At 68.1% G+C, this 15456-nt stretch carries 19 protein-coding genes; 8 read left to right on the forward strand and 11 right to left on the reverse strand.

The features are described 5' to 3' along the window. Positions 1-86 precede the first annotated feature (86 nt). The 6 genes from rph to XAN126_RS0103050 all read left to right on the forward strand — a co-directional run bounded on the left by rph (position 87) and on the right by XAN126_RS0103050 (position 4451). Entirely contained in the window at positions 87-800 is a 714-nt protein-coding gene (gene rph, locus XAN126_RS0103025) for a ribonuclease PH (RefSeq protein ID WP_024277126.1), read from the forward strand. Beyond that, complete coding sequence (gene rdgB, locus XAN126_RS0103030; RefSeq protein WP_024277127.1) at positions 800-1432, forward strand: RdgB/HAM1 family non-canonical purine NTP pyrophosphatase; 633 nt, start codon at positions 800-802, stop codon at positions 1430-1432. The genes rph and rdgB overlap by 1 nt, the downstream gene beginning before the upstream one ends. 26 nt (positions 1433-1458) lie before the next feature. Then, positions 1459-2649 (forward strand): radical SAM family heme chaperone HemW, encoded by a 1191-nt coding sequence (gene hemW, locus XAN126_RS0103035; RefSeq protein ID WP_051460754.1) that lies wholly within the window; start codon positions 1459-1461, stop codon positions 2647-2649. Positions 2650-2736: 87 nt separating this feature from the next. Beyond that, complete coding sequence (gene sppA / locus XAN126_RS0103040) at positions 2737-3702, forward strand: signal peptide peptidase SppA (protein WP_024277129.1); 966 nt, start codon at positions 2737-2739, stop codon at positions 3700-3702. Between the two features lie 138 nt (positions 3703-3840). Further along, positions 3841-4125, forward strand: a complete 285-nt coding sequence (gene ihfB / locus XAN126_RS0103045; RefSeq protein WP_024277130.1) for an integration host factor subunit beta — start codon at positions 3841-3843, stop codon at positions 4123-4125. A gap of 5 nt (positions 4126-4130) precedes the next feature. After that, complete coding sequence (locus XAN126_RS0103050) at positions 4131-4451, forward strand: lipopolysaccharide assembly protein LapA domain-containing protein (RefSeq protein WP_024277131.1); 321 nt, start codon at positions 4131-4133, stop codon at positions 4449-4451. A gap of 88 nt (positions 4452-4539) precedes the next feature. Here XAN126_RS0103050 and XAN126_RS0103055 read toward each other — a convergent pair whose 3' ends face one another. After that, a complete protein-coding gene (locus XAN126_RS0103055; protein ID WP_024277132.1) occupies positions 4540-4767 on the reverse strand; it encodes a hypothetical protein in 228 nt (75 codons plus the stop codon). A 119-nt stretch (positions 4768-4886) separates the two neighbouring features. On the opposite strand from XAN126_RS0103055, the gene XAN126_RS0103060 reads away from it, so the two are divergent. Further along, positions 4887-5495 carry a TetR/AcrR family transcriptional regulator gene (locus XAN126_RS0103060; protein ID WP_024277133.1) on the forward strand — a complete coding sequence of 203 codons (609 nt, stop codon included), beginning with the start codon at positions 4887-4889 and terminating at the stop codon, positions 5493-5495. Positions 5496-5525: 30 nt separating this feature from the next. On the opposite strand, the gene XAN126_RS0103065 is transcribed toward XAN126_RS0103060, so the two are convergent. Continuing rightward, a complete protein-coding gene (locus XAN126_RS0103065; protein ID WP_081762793.1) occupies positions 5526-6380 on the reverse strand; it encodes a transporter substrate-binding domain-containing protein in 855 nt (284 codons plus the stop codon). A 138-nt stretch (positions 6381-6518) separates the two neighbouring features. Between XAN126_RS0103065 and XAN126_RS0103075 the strand changes: the two genes are divergently transcribed. Further along, positions 6519-8537, forward strand: coding sequence for a glycosyltransferase (locus tag XAN126_RS0103075; RefSeq protein ID WP_155982201.1), 2019 nt, complete (start codon positions 6519-6521; stop codon positions 8535-8537). Here the strand turns inward: XAN126_RS0103075 and XAN126_RS0103080 are convergent. The 9 genes from XAN126_RS0103080 to gcvT form a co-directional block, all read right to left on the reverse strand. Next, on the reverse strand, positions 8482-9075 hold the full coding sequence (locus XAN126_RS0103080) for an SCO family protein (protein WP_024277137.1): 594 nt from the start codon (positions 9073-9075) through the stop codon (positions 8482-8484). The genes XAN126_RS0103075 and XAN126_RS0103080 overlap by 56 nt on opposite strands. A 33-nt stretch (positions 9076-9108) precedes the next feature. Then, positions 9109-9243, reverse strand: a complete 135-nt coding sequence (locus XAN126_RS29220) for a hypothetical protein (protein ID WP_280938286.1) — start codon at positions 9241-9243, stop codon at positions 9109-9111. Positions 9244-9422: 179 nt separating this feature from the next. After that, positions 9423-9863, reverse strand: a complete 441-nt coding sequence (locus XAN126_RS0103090; RefSeq protein WP_024277138.1) for an NUDIX domain-containing protein — start codon at positions 9861-9863, stop codon at positions 9423-9425. Between the two features lie 73 nt (positions 9864-9936). Beyond that, a complete protein-coding gene (gcvPB, locus tag XAN126_RS0103095) occupies positions 9937-11523 on the reverse strand; it encodes an aminomethyl-transferring glycine dehydrogenase subunit GcvPB (protein ID WP_024277139.1) in 1587 nt (528 codons plus the stop codon). Continuing rightward, a complete protein-coding gene (locus XAN126_RS28105; RefSeq protein WP_155982202.1) occupies positions 11520-11879 on the reverse strand; it encodes a hypothetical protein in 360 nt (119 codons plus the stop codon). Before XAN126_RS28105 ends, gcvPB begins: the two co-directional genes overlap by 4 nt. Next, positions 11876-13219 carry an aminomethyl-transferring glycine dehydrogenase subunit GcvPA gene (gene gcvPA / locus XAN126_RS0103100; RefSeq protein ID WP_024277140.1) on the reverse strand — a complete coding sequence of 448 codons (1344 nt, stop codon included), beginning with the start codon at positions 13217-13219 and terminating at the stop codon, positions 11876-11878. Before gcvPA ends, XAN126_RS28105 begins: the two co-directional genes overlap by 4 nt. 18 nt (positions 13220-13237) lie before the next feature. Further along, positions 13238-13714, reverse strand: coding sequence for an OsmC family protein (locus XAN126_RS0103105; RefSeq protein WP_024277141.1), 477 nt, complete (start codon positions 13712-13714; stop codon positions 13238-13240). 21 nt (positions 13715-13735) lie between these two features. Then, positions 13736-14107, reverse strand: coding sequence for a glycine cleavage system protein GcvH (gene gcvH / locus XAN126_RS0103110; RefSeq protein ID WP_024277142.1), 372 nt, complete (start codon positions 14105-14107; stop codon positions 13736-13738). Between the two features lie 2 nt (positions 14108-14109). Next, complete coding sequence (gene gcvT / locus XAN126_RS0103115; RefSeq protein ID WP_024277143.1) at positions 14110-15276, reverse strand: glycine cleavage system aminomethyltransferase GcvT; 1167 nt, start codon at positions 15274-15276, stop codon at positions 14110-14112. Positions 15277-15456: the final 180 nt, after the last annotated feature.

Here is a 15456-nt window from a genome sequence, read left to right on the forward strand (position 1 = left end):
ACGCGGGGGCTCCTACCACCCTTGCTTTCCTCCCGGCGCGCGGCGCTCTAAAAGGAGCGCCCATGACGCACAAAGAGGTATCCATTATGCGGCCCAGCAAGCGCGCCCCCGACGAGATGCGCGCGGTGTCCTTTGAACGGGGCGTGATGCGCCACGCGGAAGGCTCCTGCCTCGTGAAGTTCGGCGACACCCACGTTCTCGTCTCCGCGACGCTGGAGGAGCGCCTGCCGCCGTGGCTGAAGGGCCAGGGACGCGGCTGGGTGACGGCGGAATATTCCATGCTGCCCCGCGCCACCCACGACCGCACCCGGCGCGAATCCACCACCGGCAAGCAGTCCGGCCGCACCCAGGAGATCCAGCGCCTGATCGGGCGTTCGCTCCGCTCGGTCACGGATCTCGTTGCGATGGGAGAGAAGCAGATCACCATCGACTGCGACGTGCTCCAGGCCGACGGCGGCACCCGCACCGCCTCCATCACCGGCGCCTGGATCGCGCTTCATGATTGCCTGAGCTGGATGAAGTCCCGCTCCATGATCAAGGAGATGCCGCTCAAGCAGCACGTGGCGGCGGTCTCCTGCGGCATCTACGAGGGCACGCCCGTGCTCGACCTCGATTATGCCGAGGATTCGGTGGCCGAGACCGATGCCAATTTCGTCATGACCGGAACTGGTGGCATCGTGGAAATCCAGGGCACGGCGGAAAAGACGCCCTTCACCCAGGACGAACTGCTCTCGCTGCTGTCGCTGGCCCGCTCGGGCGTGGATCAGCTCGTCTCCCTCCAGAAGCTGGCGATCGGCTGATGGCGCGTCAGCTCACCGGCCGGCTGGTGGTGGCCACCCACAATCCCGGCAAGCTCATCGAGATGAAGATGCTGCTGGAGCCTCACGGGGTGGAGGCCGTCTCCGCCGGCGAGTTCGGTCTGCCCGAGCCGGAGGAGACCGAGACAACCTTTGAGGGAAACGCCCGCCTGAAGGCTGTGGCGGCGGCCAACGCCGCCCAGCTTCCGGCGTTTGCCGACGACAGCGGCCTCGTGATCGATGCCCTCGGCGGGGCGCCGGGCATCCATACCGCCCGCTGGGCCGGTCCGGATCGCGATTTCGAGATGGCCATGGAGAAGGTGGAGGCGGAACTGCAGAGGGTCGGCGCCACCGATCCGGCGCAGCGCCATGCCCGCTTCGTCTCGGCGCTCTGCATCGCTTGGCCGGACGGGCATCTGGAGGAGTTCGAGGGCACCATCGACGGCACCCTCGTTTGGCCGCCCCGTGGCGCCAAGGGGTTCGGCTACGACCCCATGTTCCTCCCCGAGGGCCATGTGAAGACCTTCGCCGAGATGACGGCCGACGAGAAGCACGGCATGCCGCCCAAGGGCTTCGGGCTCTCCCATCGTGCCCGCGCCTTCCTGAAGCTCTCGAAGGCGTGCCTGAAGGGGTGACGACGATCTTGAACACGGCGCGCTCCGTGAACGCTCCGGCGCACCCTCTCCCGTTCGGGGGCGGGGGCGCCACAGATGCGGATGGCGGCTTCGGGGTCTACGTCCATTGGCCATTCTGCAAGGCCAAATGCCCCTATTGCGACTTCAACAGCCACGTCCGGCTCGTGCCGCCGGACGAGGCGCGCTTTATCGTGGCCTTCCGGCGCGAGATCGCACACGCGCGGGCGCTGTCGGGACCGCAGAGGGCGCAGACGGTCTTTTTCGGCGGCGGTACGCCCTCCCTCATGGCCCCCGCCACTGTGGGCGCGATACTGGAGGCCATCAACGAGGCTTGGCCGCTCACCGCCGATGCCGAGGTAACACTGGAGGCGAACCCGACCTCCGTGGAGGCGGAGCGGTTCCACGGCTACCGGGCAGCGGGGGTCAACCGCGTCTCCCTCGGCGTGCAGGCGCTGGACGATGCGGACCTTCAGGGGCTCGGGCGGATGCATTCGGTGGCGGAGGCGCTGGCTGCCGTCGCCATTGCGCGCCGGGCCTTCGATCGCGTCTCCTTCGATCTCATCTATGCCCGCCCGCGCCAGACACCGGACGCCTGGGCGGCGGAACTGTGGCGCGCGCTCGGTGAGGGCTGCGAGCATCTGTCCCTCTACCAACTCACCATTGAGCCGGGCACGCCGTTCGAGCGGCTGTACGGCGCCGGAAAGCTCATTCTTCCCGACGATGATCTGTCCCGCGCCCTGTGGGACGTGACGCAGGAGGTGACGGCGCAGGCTGGCCTTCCCGCCTACGAGGTTTCCAACCATGCCCGGCCGGGTGCCGAGGCGCGGCACAATCTCGTCTACTGGCGCTATGGCACTTACGCCGGCATTGGTGCCGGAGCCCATGGGCGGCTGGTGTCGGGCAACATCCGCCATGCCACATTCACCGAGCGGTCGCCGGAAGCGTGGCTGAAGCGGGTGGAGGCGGACGGGCACGGCATCATTTCCGACGAGACGCTGTCGGCAGCCGAGCAGGCTGACGAAATGCTGCTCATGGGCCTGCGCTTGAAGGAAGGCTTGGACCTCGCCCGCCATGCCCGCCTCGGCGGCCGCGTCGATCCGGAACGCCTCGCCACGCTGGAGGGGGAAGGGCTGGTGGCGCTCAATGCCGGACGGCTGTGCGTGACCGCCGCTGGATTTCCGGTCCTCAACGCCGTGATCGCCGCGCTGGCGGGTTAGGTTCGCCACGCGGGAACGCTTGCCAACGCCGTGCCGCCTGCTTAAGTCCGCGTGGGGCTTGGGACTGCCTGCCGAGGAACGCGCACCATGTCGCTGGATGCCGACCAGATCGTCGAACGCCGCCGCCTCCGGCGGAAGGTCACATTCTGGCGCGTGCTCGGGGTGCTCGGCGTCGTCGCCGCCGTGGCGGTGGGCCTGTCGGCCCTGCTCGGCCGCGACATACCAGCCTCCTCGCCCCATGTGGCGCGGATCATGATCGGCGGCATCATTCGCAACGATCGCGAGCGGGTGGAGCTTCTGGAGGAGATCGGACGCTCCCGCGCCAGCGCCGTGATCCTCTCCATCGACAGCCCCGGCGGCACCGTTACGGGCTCCGAGCAATTGTACGACGCGCTGCGCCGCCTCGCTGCCAAGAAGCCGGTGGTGGCCGTCGTGGAAGGCGTCGCCGCCTCCGGCGCCTATATCGCGGCGCTGGGCGCCGACCACATCGTGGCCCGCCGCAATGCGCTCGTCGGCTCGGTGGGTGTCATCTACCAGTTTCCCAACTTCACCGAGCTTCTGAAGACCGTGGGCGTGACCATGGAGGACATCAAGTCCTCTCCGCTCAAGGCTTCGCCCAACCCCTACACGCCGGTGACGCCGGAGGCGCGCGCCGCCGTGGATTCGCTGGTGAAAGACAGCTACGCTTGGTTCAAGGATCTCGTGGGCGACCGCCGCAAGCTCTCCGACGCCAAGCTCGCGAATGTCTCGGACGGACGCGTTTTCACCGGTCACCAGGGCCTCGAACTCCAGCTGGTGGACGAACTCGGCGACGAGCGCACCGCCCGTGCCTGGCTCGCCCGCGAGAAGGGTGTGAGCGAGACCCTCAAGGTCCGCACCTGGCGCACCAAGGAGGTCGGCGACGAGTTCGGCTGGCTTCTGGGCGCTGCGCGCGGCGTTGTGAGCGCCCTCGGCTTCCCGCAGGTAGCGGCGCTCCTGACGGATGCGGCGAAAGGCGCGCTGGAGCGCAGTCAGCTTGACGGTCTGTTGGCCCTCTGGCACCCTCGGAGCTAGGGTTAAGATTGCGTTCACAAGCGCTTGGCGGCCATCCGACAAAACCGATAACAATGCCGGACGTCCGGCCGCCCACCGTTAGGGATGCAGGGCTTTGGCTTGCTTGCGGCGGATGATTTCGAGGGAACTGGGGCCAACATGATCAAGTCCGAGCTCGTCCAGAAGATCGCCGAGGCCAATCCGCACCTCTACCAGAGGGATGTGGAGAACATCGTCAACGCCATCCTGGAGCAGATCGCATCCGCGCTGGAGCGCGGTGATCGTGTCGAACTGCGCGGCTTCGGCGCCTTCTCGGTGAAGAAGCGCGACGCCCGTGTCGGCCGCAACCCGCGCACCGGCAAGCAGGTGGACGTAAGCGAGAAGACCGTTCCCTATTTCAAGACCGGCAAGGAGATGCGCGAGCGTCTCAACACTGGAAAGTAGGCCCCGTGAGCCGCTTCCTCTCCATCCTCATCGGCCTGCCCCTGGCGATCCTTGCGATTGCGCTCGCGGTTGCGAATCGAAAGCCGGTCATCCTTTCCCTTGATCCGTTCGCGCCGGACCATCCCGCTTTGTCGGTGACCCTGCCGCTGTTCGCCATCATCTTCGCTGCGGTGATCGTCGGGGTCATCGCCGGCGGGGTTGTCACCTGGGCGCGGCAGGGCCGTTATCGTCGTGAGGCCCGCGCCGCCCGTCGCGAGCACAAGCGGACCGAGGCGGCTCGCCCGGCTCCGTCCTCGCAGCTCGGCCTGCCGGCGCCGCGGCACTGAGCCTTCCCTTCCGCGAAGCCTTGTCTCCCGCTTTGCGTCGATCTGCAGGAGCCGTCCCGTGCGAACGGGGCGGCTCTTTCGTTTCGGCTCACGCCCGCGTGCCGTCGGAACGAGAGAGGTGCCGCCGTGCGAGGGGCAGCACGAGGTGCACCATGCCCATCACCATGGGCGGAACCGCGAGAAGCGTGGAGGCCCAGATGGGCCATCCCGCGGTGAGGGGCGACAGGAGCGCCAGGATGGCGTTGATGAGGGCATAGGCGCCGATCATCATCAGTCCCAGAAAGCGGAGGTGGGCGAGAATGGCGAGACTGCTCATGGCATCATCTCCCGAAGCAGCGTGGCATGGATTGATATAAACGAAACGATCCGTTCCTATATAGTTTGATATATACGACCCGTTTCGTTATGCAAGAGGAAATTCCGGAAGGCCTCCAGATGCCCGACACCAGCCATGCCGATCGCCGGCGCTCATCTATAGGCGCACGGCGCAATCCGGATGCGGAGGCGGCCATTCTGACGGCAGCGCGCGCGCTGCTCGCGGAACGGGGCTATGCCGGCTTTTCCATCGAGGAGGTGGCGCGGCGCGCCGGGGCCGGTAAACCGACCATCTATCGCTGGTGGGCGACCAAGGCAGACCTGCTGATCGACGTCTACACGGCGGAGAAGGCGAGCCACATGGCCTTGCCCGATTCCGGCGCCCTCTGGAGCGATCTTCTCGCCTATACCTGCGCCTTGTGGGGATTCTGGCGGGACACGCCGTCCGGCAGCATCTTCCGGGCACTCATCGCCGAAGCCCAGACGACCGACGCTGCCCTTTCAGCGCTGCGCGACAAGTTCCTGCCCGACCGGCTCCGCGACCTGCGCCACATGTTCGAACGCGCAGCGGACCGCGGAGAGATCCATGCATCGGAGATCGACGACCTCCTGGGCCTCTATATCGGCTTCAACTGGCTGCACCTCTTGACCGATCGCCTCGCCGATGATGCGCCGGCGATCGAGCGCACGGCACGGCTCATCGCCGGCCAGCCGCCCGGCGGCGCCTGAGCGCCGGCCCGGCATTTCCGTTGGGGCGAGTCAGTAGAAGCCGACCGGGAACCAGCGCAGATAAAGGTCGGTATAGACGCCCTTCTCCCAGATGCGCTGGAGGGCGAAGTCGATGGCGTGGCGCAGGGTATCGTTGCCCTCTTTTACAGCCACGGAAAAGCCGTCCCCGAAGAAGCGGCTTTCGGTGAAGGGACCGCCGACAAAGCGACAGCAGCCGGTGCTGTCGGTGCCGTTCAGCCAGAGCGCGAGGGTGATGCCGTCGCCGAACAGAAGGTCCACCTGCCCGGCCTTCAGCGCCTCCTGCGCCGCTTTGAGGTCGGCGTAGGGGCGGATGGCGGCCTCGTTGAAGAAGGAGCGCAGATAGGCTTCATGCGCGGTTCGGCTCACCACGGCCACCTTCTTGGAAGCCACCTCTTCGGGCGTCGCCTTCGCCAGCGTCTCCTGGCTGCGGCCCACGAAGCGCGCCGGCGTGCCGAGGTAACGCTCGGAGAAATCCAGCGTCGCCCGGGAAGCCGGGGTTGCAACGAGGCCGGCGATGGCCGCTTCCGCCCTGCCCTGGTCCACCACGTCCGCCACATTGGCGAACGCCGCGGTCTGGAAGCTGCAGGTGACGGAAAGTTCTGCGCAGATCGCCCGCGCCAGATCGATGTTGAAGCCGGAAAGGGCTCCGGTGGAATTGATGAAGTTGAAGGGCGGGTAATCGTCCGTCGTGACGAAGCGCAACTCCTTCGGGAGCTTGGCGGCATCGGGGCGCTCAAGCCGACGCTCCACGTTCCAGAAATTCGGCACGACGACCGGCGTGATGGCGATCTTGTCGGCCCGTTCCACCAGCGGCGGGGGGCCGCCCTGCGCCGGCTGCTGCTGGGCCCCTGCTGCCCCTGCCATCAACGCCACCGTGGCCAGAACCAGAGCTTTGAGGCCGGCCTGAAGCGTGGGCGTGCGGCGGGCCGCACGGATGCTCAGGAAAGAGGCTGGTGGAAGCATTGCGGCAAGCTTACCCTAGGGTTGCATGAGGGTCGGGGCATGGTGGGGGATGCCGGTGCCGCCCGCAAGGGGCGAAGCCATGTAAGCCATGACGCGGGCGAGGACCATCGCGACCTTGGGCGCGAGCGGGTCCGCGCTCAGAATGATGTGGCCGCTGCCGTCTCGCTGCCGGGATCCCTCCCGCGCCCCGTGCTGGCCTCCGAGCTTCGTCCCTATCGCGATCATGTGGATGCCGACGAACTGCATGCGGCTGCCGTGCGAGCCGGGCTCGTCGGGGTCGGTGTCGACGAGGTGCTGGTCGCCTCGGGCGTACTTGATGACGAAACCGCCTCGCGTCTCCTTGCCCGCGATCTCGGTCTTCCCGTTGGGGCGCCAAACCTGGCGAACCTGCCGGACGACCCGGCGATGGCGGAGGCCGTGCTGCGCACAGGCACCCTCATGCTGGGGACCGGCAGTGGGCGCCCGCGCTTCGTGATGGCGGCGCGTGGCCGCATCGTCCGGCGGCTTCGACGGGGGCTGAAGCGGGATGCGGGTCTTGCCTCGCGCGTGGAATTGATCAGCCCGGCGGCGCTCGCCCGACGCATCGGCTTGGTCTGCGCGCCCAGCTTCGCTGCCGCCGCGACGGCACGTCTCGTCCTGTCCGATCCGCTCAAATCGGCGTCGACACTGCGGCCCGGCCGCATTGTCGGGCTCGCGGCCGCCGCCATCGGCCTGCCGCTCGCGCTGCTGCTGGCACTGGCGCCGGAAATGGGCCTTCTCGCCGTTCAGGCGGCTCTTTCGCTCGTCTTCCTGGCGTGGATCGCCCTGCGACTCGCCGGCTGCCTCTATGTGCCACCCGAGGAGCCGATGCGGGCCCTCGATGCGCGGTTCCTGCCGGTCTATTCCCTCCTGGTGCCGCTCTATCACGAGACGGCCAGCCTGCCGCTGCTGGTCGCCGCCCTCTCGGCGCTCGACTATCCCCCCGAGAAGCTCGATATCAAGCTTGTGGTCGAAGCGGACGACCATGCCACCCGCGCAGCCATCGCTGCGCTCGAGTTGCCGCCGCACATGGCGGAGGTGGTGATCGCGCCGGTTGGGCCCCGTACCAAGCCCAAGGCGCTGGAAGCAGCACTGCCCTTCGCCCGCGGCAGCATCGTCGCGATCTATGACGCCGAGGATCTGCCGGAGCCCGATCAGCTGCGCCGGGCCGTCGCCGCCTTCCGTGCAGGCGGGGCGAAGGTGGGTTGCGTGCAGGCGCGGCTGTGCATCGACAATGGAGGCGACAGCTGGATCTCGGCCCAGTTCGCCGCCGAATATGCCGGCCAGTTCGATGTTCTGCTGCCAGCGCTCAGCGCCCTCGGCCTCCCCATTCCGCTCGGGGGCACCTCGAACCATTTCCGCCGCCGCGTGCTCGATCAGGTGGGAGGATGGGACCCCTACAACGTCACCGAGGACGCCGACCTTGGCATCCGTCTCGCCCGCGCCGGCTGGCAGACACGGGTCATTTCCTCCACCACCTTCGAGGAGGCACCCGTCACGCGGCGCGCCTGGATCGGCCAGCGCACCCGCTGGCTGAAGGGCTGGGCGCAGACCCTGCTGGTGCACGGCCGCCGGCCGCGGGCGCTGGTGCGCGATCTCGGTCGGGGCGGTACGCTCGCGCTGGTGCTGCTCACGGCCGGGCCTTATGCGGCGGCGCTGGTGCATCCGCTGTGCCTTGCCTTGTTCATCGCCGATATCGTTCGCGGCGTCGCCGGGCTGCCGTGCACCCACATGGCGGAGGTGGTGACGAGCGCGCTCACCTACACCACCCTCATCGCCGGCTACGCTGGCGCGGCCGCGACCATGACCGTCGGGCTCGGCCGGCGGGGCATGAGGCCGGGCTGGCGGACGATCGTGGGCATCCCCTTTTACTGGCTGCTACTGTCGGTTGCGGCGTGGCGGGCGGTGATCGAGCTGATCCGCAGGCCGTACCACTGGCAGAAGACCGAGCACGGCGCCGCCCATCGCGGCGGCGGCGGAGGGCTCAGAAGTAGCGCTTCAGCTCCGCCGCAGCCTCGGCCGGAGGGCGTTTGGAGTTGAACGGCGCGACGAAATTGCCTTCCTTGTCCATGAGATAGACCACGGCGGTGTGGTCCATGGTGTAGTCGCCGTCCTTCAGCGGGACCTTGCGGGAATAGACGCGGAACTCCCGCTTGATCTGCTCGGTGGCCTCCGGTGTGCCCGACAGTCCGACGATTTGCGGCGAGAAGCTCGAAACGTAGGATTTGAGCACGTCCGGCGTGTCCCGCTCGGGGTCCACCGAGACGAAGAAGGCCTGCGCCTTGCTCGCGTCCGGCCCCAGCGCGTTGAAGATTTCCGACATCTCGAACAGGGCGGTCGGGCACACGTCCGGGCAGTGGGTGAAGCCGAAAAAGATGAGCGTTGGCTTGCCCTTGAGGGCAGCCTCGGTGATCGGCTGCCCGTTCTGGTCGGTGAGGCTGAAGGGGCCGCCCACCGCCGCTTGGCCCGTTACCTTCGGCGGCGGCTCCGGCAGGAACAGGGTGACGGCGGTGACGAGGATGAGGGCGCCGGCGGCGAAGGCCGAGAAAAGGGCAATGATCTTCGTGCGTGGCGACATGTTTTCAAGGCCTTGGGGGCGGTCGGGGAAGCCTCAGAGGCAGCCGGAAAAGCCGGCGCTCAGGAGATCGAAGAACACGGCCGCGCCGTAGCGCGCCCACAGCGCCAGCCCGCCCGCACAGAGCATGGCCAAGGCCACGCCGAGGCCGATGAGACCGGCGCGGCCCATGCCCGGTCCAGACGCGGCCGCGCCATCGGCATGCGGTACAAGCCGTTGCGAAACCTCGGTTTCCTGGGACAAGGTGACGGACATGGCGCGCCGGTTGGGATGAAACGACAGCCGCCACGATAGCGCGGGCGGCGGTATTTATCCAATCCGCGCCGGTCAATCGCCCGTGACAGGGCGCCTCACCAGCGGTCGGAGGGGGGCGCGCCCTGCCATTCGGCGATGCGGCGCAGGGTGGCGGGGCTGGTGTCGGAAGGCAGGTCGTCGGGCGGGAAGAAGTCGGCGGCGACGATTTCGAGGTTCCGCGCGGGCCGGGGACCGATCACCAGAGCCGCCGTCCGGTACAGGACAACGTGGTCCCGCCCCCCGACCAAAGGATTGAAATAACAGCCGGAAACTGTCAGTGGCCCCTCGGCCTCCACATTGGCCTCCTCCCGCAGTTCGCGCCGGGCCGCCTGTTCGGCGGTCTCGCCCAGATCCACCCCGCCGCCGGGAAAATGCCAGCCGGACACGTAGGTATGTCGGACCAAAAGCAGCCGTCCGGCCGGGTCGGTGGCCAGTACCCGGACACCGAGAGTCATGCCGTGGCGCATGCGGCGCAGGAGGGGGAGGGGGGAGAACATGGCCTGAGCATACCCCCTCCCGGCACGGACGAAAGGGTGGTTCACACCACCCTGTCAGGTGCGTTCACCCCACCTATTCGGCGGCGTTCGGGAGCGGTTCGGGCCGAACCCACCGCAAAACCGGCGCGCGGGCGGCGCGGGTCTCGTCCAGACGACGGCGGGGGGCGTAATGGGGGGCGCCGAGGAAGCGCGCCTTGTCCCCCGTTTTGGCCGCCATCTTGGCCGCCATGGCGAGGTCGCGCAGGGCACCGAGGAAGAGGTCGAGGGAGGCCTTCGATTCGCTCTCCGTCGGCTCGATCAGCATCGCCCCGTGGACCACCAGCGGGAAGTAGACCGTCATGGGGTGGTACCCCTCGTCGATCAGCGCCTTGGCGATGTCCAGGGTAGAGATGCCGGTGTCCGCCAGCCAGGTGTCGTCGAACAGGGCCTCGTGCATGGCCGGGCGTTCGGCGAAGGGGGCGCTCATCACATCCATCAGGCAGGCGCGGACATAATTGGCGGAGAGGACGGCGTCCTCGGAGGCCTGCCGCATGCCGTCGGCGCCATGGGAGAGCATCCACGACAGGGCGCGGACGAACATGCCCATCTGGCCGTGGAAGGCGCTCATGCGGCCGAGGGCCTGCTCGGCGCCGTCCGCACCCTGGTCCTCCACCAGCACCAGCCCATCGGCCGTGGCGACCAGCGCCGGGACCGGGGCGAACGGGGCGAGGGCATCGGAGAGCACCACCGGCCCCGCACCCGGACCACCGCCGCCGTGGGGGGTGGAGAAGGTCTTGTGCAGATTGATGTGCATGGCATCGACCCCGAGGTCGGCGATGCGCACCTTGCCGAGGATGGCGTTGAAGTTGGCGCCGTCCGAATAGAAATAGGCACCAGCCCCGTGCACCGCCTCGGCGATGGCCACCACGTCCCGCTCGAACAGGCCGCAGGTGTTGGGATTGGTGAGCATGAGCGCGGCCACCTCCGGCCCCAAAGCGGCCTTCACCGCCTCCGGGTCCACCGTGCCGTCAGCGCGGGCGGGGATGGAGCGCACCTCATAGCCGATGAGGGCGGCGGTGGCGGGGTTGGTGCCGTGGGCGCTCTCCGGCACCAGCACCACGTTGCGCTGCGCCTCGCCGCGCGCCGCATGGGCGGCCTTGATGGCCATCATGCCGCACAGTTCGCCATGGGCGCCGGCCTTGGGGGTGAGCGCCACGGCTTTCATGCCGGTGAGTTCGAGCAGATAGCGCGACAGCTCCGCCATCAGCTCCAGCGCGCCCTTCACGGTGGAGAGGGGCTGGAGCGGGTGGATGTCGGCAAAGCCCGGCAGCCGCGCCATCTTCTCGTTGAGGCGCGGGTTGTGCTTCATGGTGCAGGAGCCGAGAGGGAACAGCCCGCTGTCGATGCCATAATTCATGCGCGAGAGGCGCACGTAATGGCGCATGGCCTCCGGCTCGGAGAGGCCGGGCAGCTCCAGCGGCGCGGTGCGTTTGTGGGCGCCGAGCCGGTCCTTGAACGGGGCGGGCTCGGGGATGTCCACGCCCGTCACCTCGGTGCGGCCGATCTCGAAGATCAGGCCTTCCTCAAGGTCGAGCCCCCGGTTGCCGGTGAAGGTGAGGGGGCCTTCCGAGCCACCGCCGACGATCTGCGGCGTCGTCGCGCCACGGCCTTCGCGGTTCATGAGTGAACGCCTTTCAGTTTGGCTCCGTTCGCCTCTGCGATGTCCATGCATACGAGAATAATATCATTGGCAAGCTGAACTCTTTTCTTGCCTCTAATTTTCCTAATGTTCTCGTCGGCTTGAGTGTAGTGGTGCGGAGGCGGGCCGGGGGTGTAGCCAGCTAGCATTCGAGAGTCGATAGACCTCAATTGTTCGCAGATGTGTGCTGGAAGGCCGTCTCTCGGAATTACGCTGAGTTCTTCGACTGCCCATCTGAGCCGTTCGCGAAATTCACCTGGATTCGCGGCTAAAACTGAAAGCGCTTTAAACGCCTTCCCTAAAGACCACCCAAGGTGCCGACAGTCATCGTCGCTCATCCCACCACCTCCTTGAGGGCCGCGGCATAAGCGGCGCGGTCGTCCTCGCTGGTCGTCTCGGTGGCGGCGACGAGGATCAAATCGTCGAGCCCCGATTTCGGGGCGAGGCGGGAACAGGGGACGCCGCCGAGGATGCCCTTGGCGGCGAGCTTCTCCACCACGTCCGCTGCCTTGCCCGGCACGCGCAGGGTGAATTCGTTGAAGAAGGTGTCGTTGAGCACGCTCGCTCCCGGCACGGCGGCGAGCCGGTCGGCGAGGTCGCAGGCCGCCGCGTGGTTGGCGCGGGCGAGGCGGACGAGGCCGGTCTGGCCGAGCAGGCTCATGTGGATGGTGAAGGCCAGCGCGCAGAGGCCGGAATTGGTGCAGATGTTGGAGGTCGCCTTCTCCCGGCGGATGTGCTGCTCGCGGGTGGAGAGGGTGAGCACGAAGCCGCGCCGGCCTTCCGCATCCACCGTCTCGCCGGCGAGGCGCCCCGGCATCTGCCGCACGAACTTCTGCCGCGTGGCGAACAGGCCCACATAGGGGCCGCCGAAGTTCAGCGCATTGCCGATGGACTGGCCTTCGCCCGCCACGATGTCGGCGCCCTGCGCCCCCGGCGGCTCGATGAGGCCGAGGCTGACCGCCTCGGTGAACACGGCGATGAGCAGCGCGCCGGCCTTGTGGGCCGCCTCGGCGATGGGCTTCAGGTCCACGATGTTGCCGAACACGTCGGGGGACTGCACCACCACGCAGGAGCAGCCGGCATCGATGGCGGCGATGATGTCTTCCCCGCCCTTGGGCACCGGCGCCAGCGCCACCACCTCGTCCGCCGCATAGCGCGAGACGGTCTCGATGGTCGCGCGATAGTGCGGGTGCAGGTTGCCGGCCAGCAGCGCCTTGCGGCGGCGGGTGACGCGATGGGCCATCAGCACCGCCTCGGCGGCGGCGGTGGAGCCGTCATACATGGAGGCATTGGCCACCTCCATGCCCGTCAGCTCGGCCACCTGCGTCTGGAACTCGAAGAGATATTGCAGGGTGCCCTGCGCGATCTCCGGCTGGTACGGCGTGTAGGAGGTGAGGAATTCCGAGCGCTGGATCAGGTGGTCCACGCTCGCCGGCACATGATGGCGATAGGCGCCGGCGCCGACGAAGAAGGGCACCGACCCGGCCGGCATGTTCTTCGCGGCGAGGCGGGAGAGCGCGCGCTCCACCTCCATCTCGCTCTTGTGGAGCGCGAGGCGCGGCAGCTCATGCGCGCGCTGGGCGGCGGGAATGTCGGCGAACAGATCATCCACCGAGGGAACGCCGATGCGCGCGAGCATCTCGGCGCGGTCATCGGGGGTGAGGGGAAGATAGCGCATGATGCCGCTGATCCCGTTTCAGGCGATGGTGAAGCTCGGGGTGATGACCACCTCCGAGCGCAGGGAATTGGCCACGAAGCATTCGTCGTGGGCCTTGTCGTGCAGCGCCGCCACGTCTTCGGCCGTGGGCGTTTTGTCACCCGAGAAGACGATGGCGGGGTTGAGCGCGATGCGGGAAATCCAGGTCTTGCCCCGCTCGGTCTTGCCAAACGCGGCCATCACCTTGTCCTCGTAGACGTCGATGCAGAAGCCGCCGCGGCGGGCGAAATCCAGCACGAACAGCATGTGGCAGGCGGAAAGGGAGGCGGCGAGCGCCTCTTCCGGGTCCACCGCATCGGCTTTCGACAAGGGCAGGCGGACCACCGCGGGCGAGGACGAGCCGGGCACGGTCAGCCCGTCGAACATCCATTGGTGCGCGCGGGGATAGCGGCCGTCCGTGAAGACGGCGTCGCCGCGGTCCCAGCGGACGGTGGCAATGGGGGTATCGTCGCTCATGGTGTCCGCCTTCCCGTATGCTCAGAGGGTGTCGAGGAAGGCCTTGTAGGCGGCCTCGTCCATCAGCTCGGACAGCTCTGCGGGGTTCGTCACCTTGAGCTTCAGGAACCAGCCCTTGCCCTCGGCATCCTCGTTGACGAGGCCGGGCGCGCCTTCCAGCTCGCTGTTGACCTCGACCACTTCGCCGGAGATGGGGGCATAGACCTCGCTCGCGGCCTTCACGCTCTCCACCACGGCGGCTTCCTTGCCGCGGGTGACGGACTTGCCGATGTCGGGAAGCTCCACGAACACCACGTCGCCGAGCTGGCCCTGGGCGTAGTCGGAGATGCCGACCACCGCCACGTCGCCGTCGATGCGGACATATTCGTGGTCCTTGGTGTAGTGCACGGTCATGGTCAGCCCCCGGTTTTCTGCTTGCGCGCGTAGCGTGTGGGTACGAAGGGAAGAGCGGTGACGACGGCCGGCAGGGCCTTGCCGCGCACCAATATGTCGAGACGGGTGCCGGGCGCGGACAGCGCGGGCGGCACATAGCCCATGGCGATGGGCGCCTGCAGCGTCGGGGCGAAGCCGCCCGAGGTGACGCGGCCGACGATCTCGCCCTCGGAGGCGATCTCCGCCCCCTCGCGGGCTGGCGCGCGGCCGTCCAGCTTCAGGCCGACGCGCACGCGGGCCGGGCCTTCCGCCAGCTCGCGCTGGACGCGTGCCGCGCCGGGAAAGCCGCCCTCAAGCCGCCGCCGCTTCTGGATGGACCAGACGAGCGCCGCCTCCACGGGGGAGGTGGAAAGGTCGATGTCGTGGCCATAAAGGCAGAGGCCGGCTTCCAGCCGCAGGCTATCCCGGGCGCCGAGGCCGATGGCCTTCACCTCCGGCTCGGCGAGCAATGCCGCCCACAGCGCGGGGGCATCCTCGGCGGCGACGGAGATCTCGTAGCCGTCCTCGCCGGTATAGCCGGAGCGGGAGATCTCCACGGGTACGCCGTCGAAGGCGAGGGGCAAAGCGGTCATGAAGTCGAGGTCCGCCGCCTCCGGGCAATGGCGCGCCAGCACCATGGCCGCCTCCGGCCCCTGAAGGGCGAGGAGCGCCCGCTCGGGGCGCTGCACCAGCTTCACGGTGTCGGGGAGGTTGGCCTCGATGTGGGCGAAGTCGTCGCCCTTGCAGGCGGCGTTGACCACGAGGATCAGCGTGCCGTCGGCAGCAGGGTCCGCCGGGCGGGTGGCCATGAAGTCGTCGCGGATGCCGCCGTCATCGGCGGTCAGCTGCGAATAGCGCTGCTTGCCGGGGGCGAGGGTCCCGAAATCCGCCGGGGCGAGGGCTTCCAGCGCCCGCGCGGTGGTCTCATGGTCCGGCCCGACGAGCAGCGCCTGCCCCATGTGGGAGACGTCGAACAGGCCGGCATGGGTGCGGGTCCAATTGTGCTCCGCGAGGATGCCCTCGGGATACTGGACCGGCATGAAGTAGCCCGCGAACGGAACCATGCGGGCGCCGAGCGCCACATGGGCGGCGGCCAGCGGGGTTTCGAGCAGAGGCTCGGAGGGGGAATGCGAATCGGGGGACGATGCCAATGGAGGCTCCGGGACGAACAGCGCCAATTTCCGGACCTGCCGAACCCCGTTTCCGGTGGTTCTGCGCGGCCCGCGCGGCGCCCCCTCTGTCTGCCGACCTGAGAGATTTCACCGCGCCTCGTGGAAGGGCACGGCTTACTCCTTCGGTGAGCCCAGCCCCGCCCTTCAAGGCGCAGCACG

Source organism: Xanthobacter sp. 126, from assembly GCF_000526175.1.
Taxonomy (GTDB): domain Bacteria; phylum Pseudomonadota; class Alphaproteobacteria; order Rhizobiales; family Xanthobacteraceae; genus Xanthobacter; species Xanthobacter aminoxidans.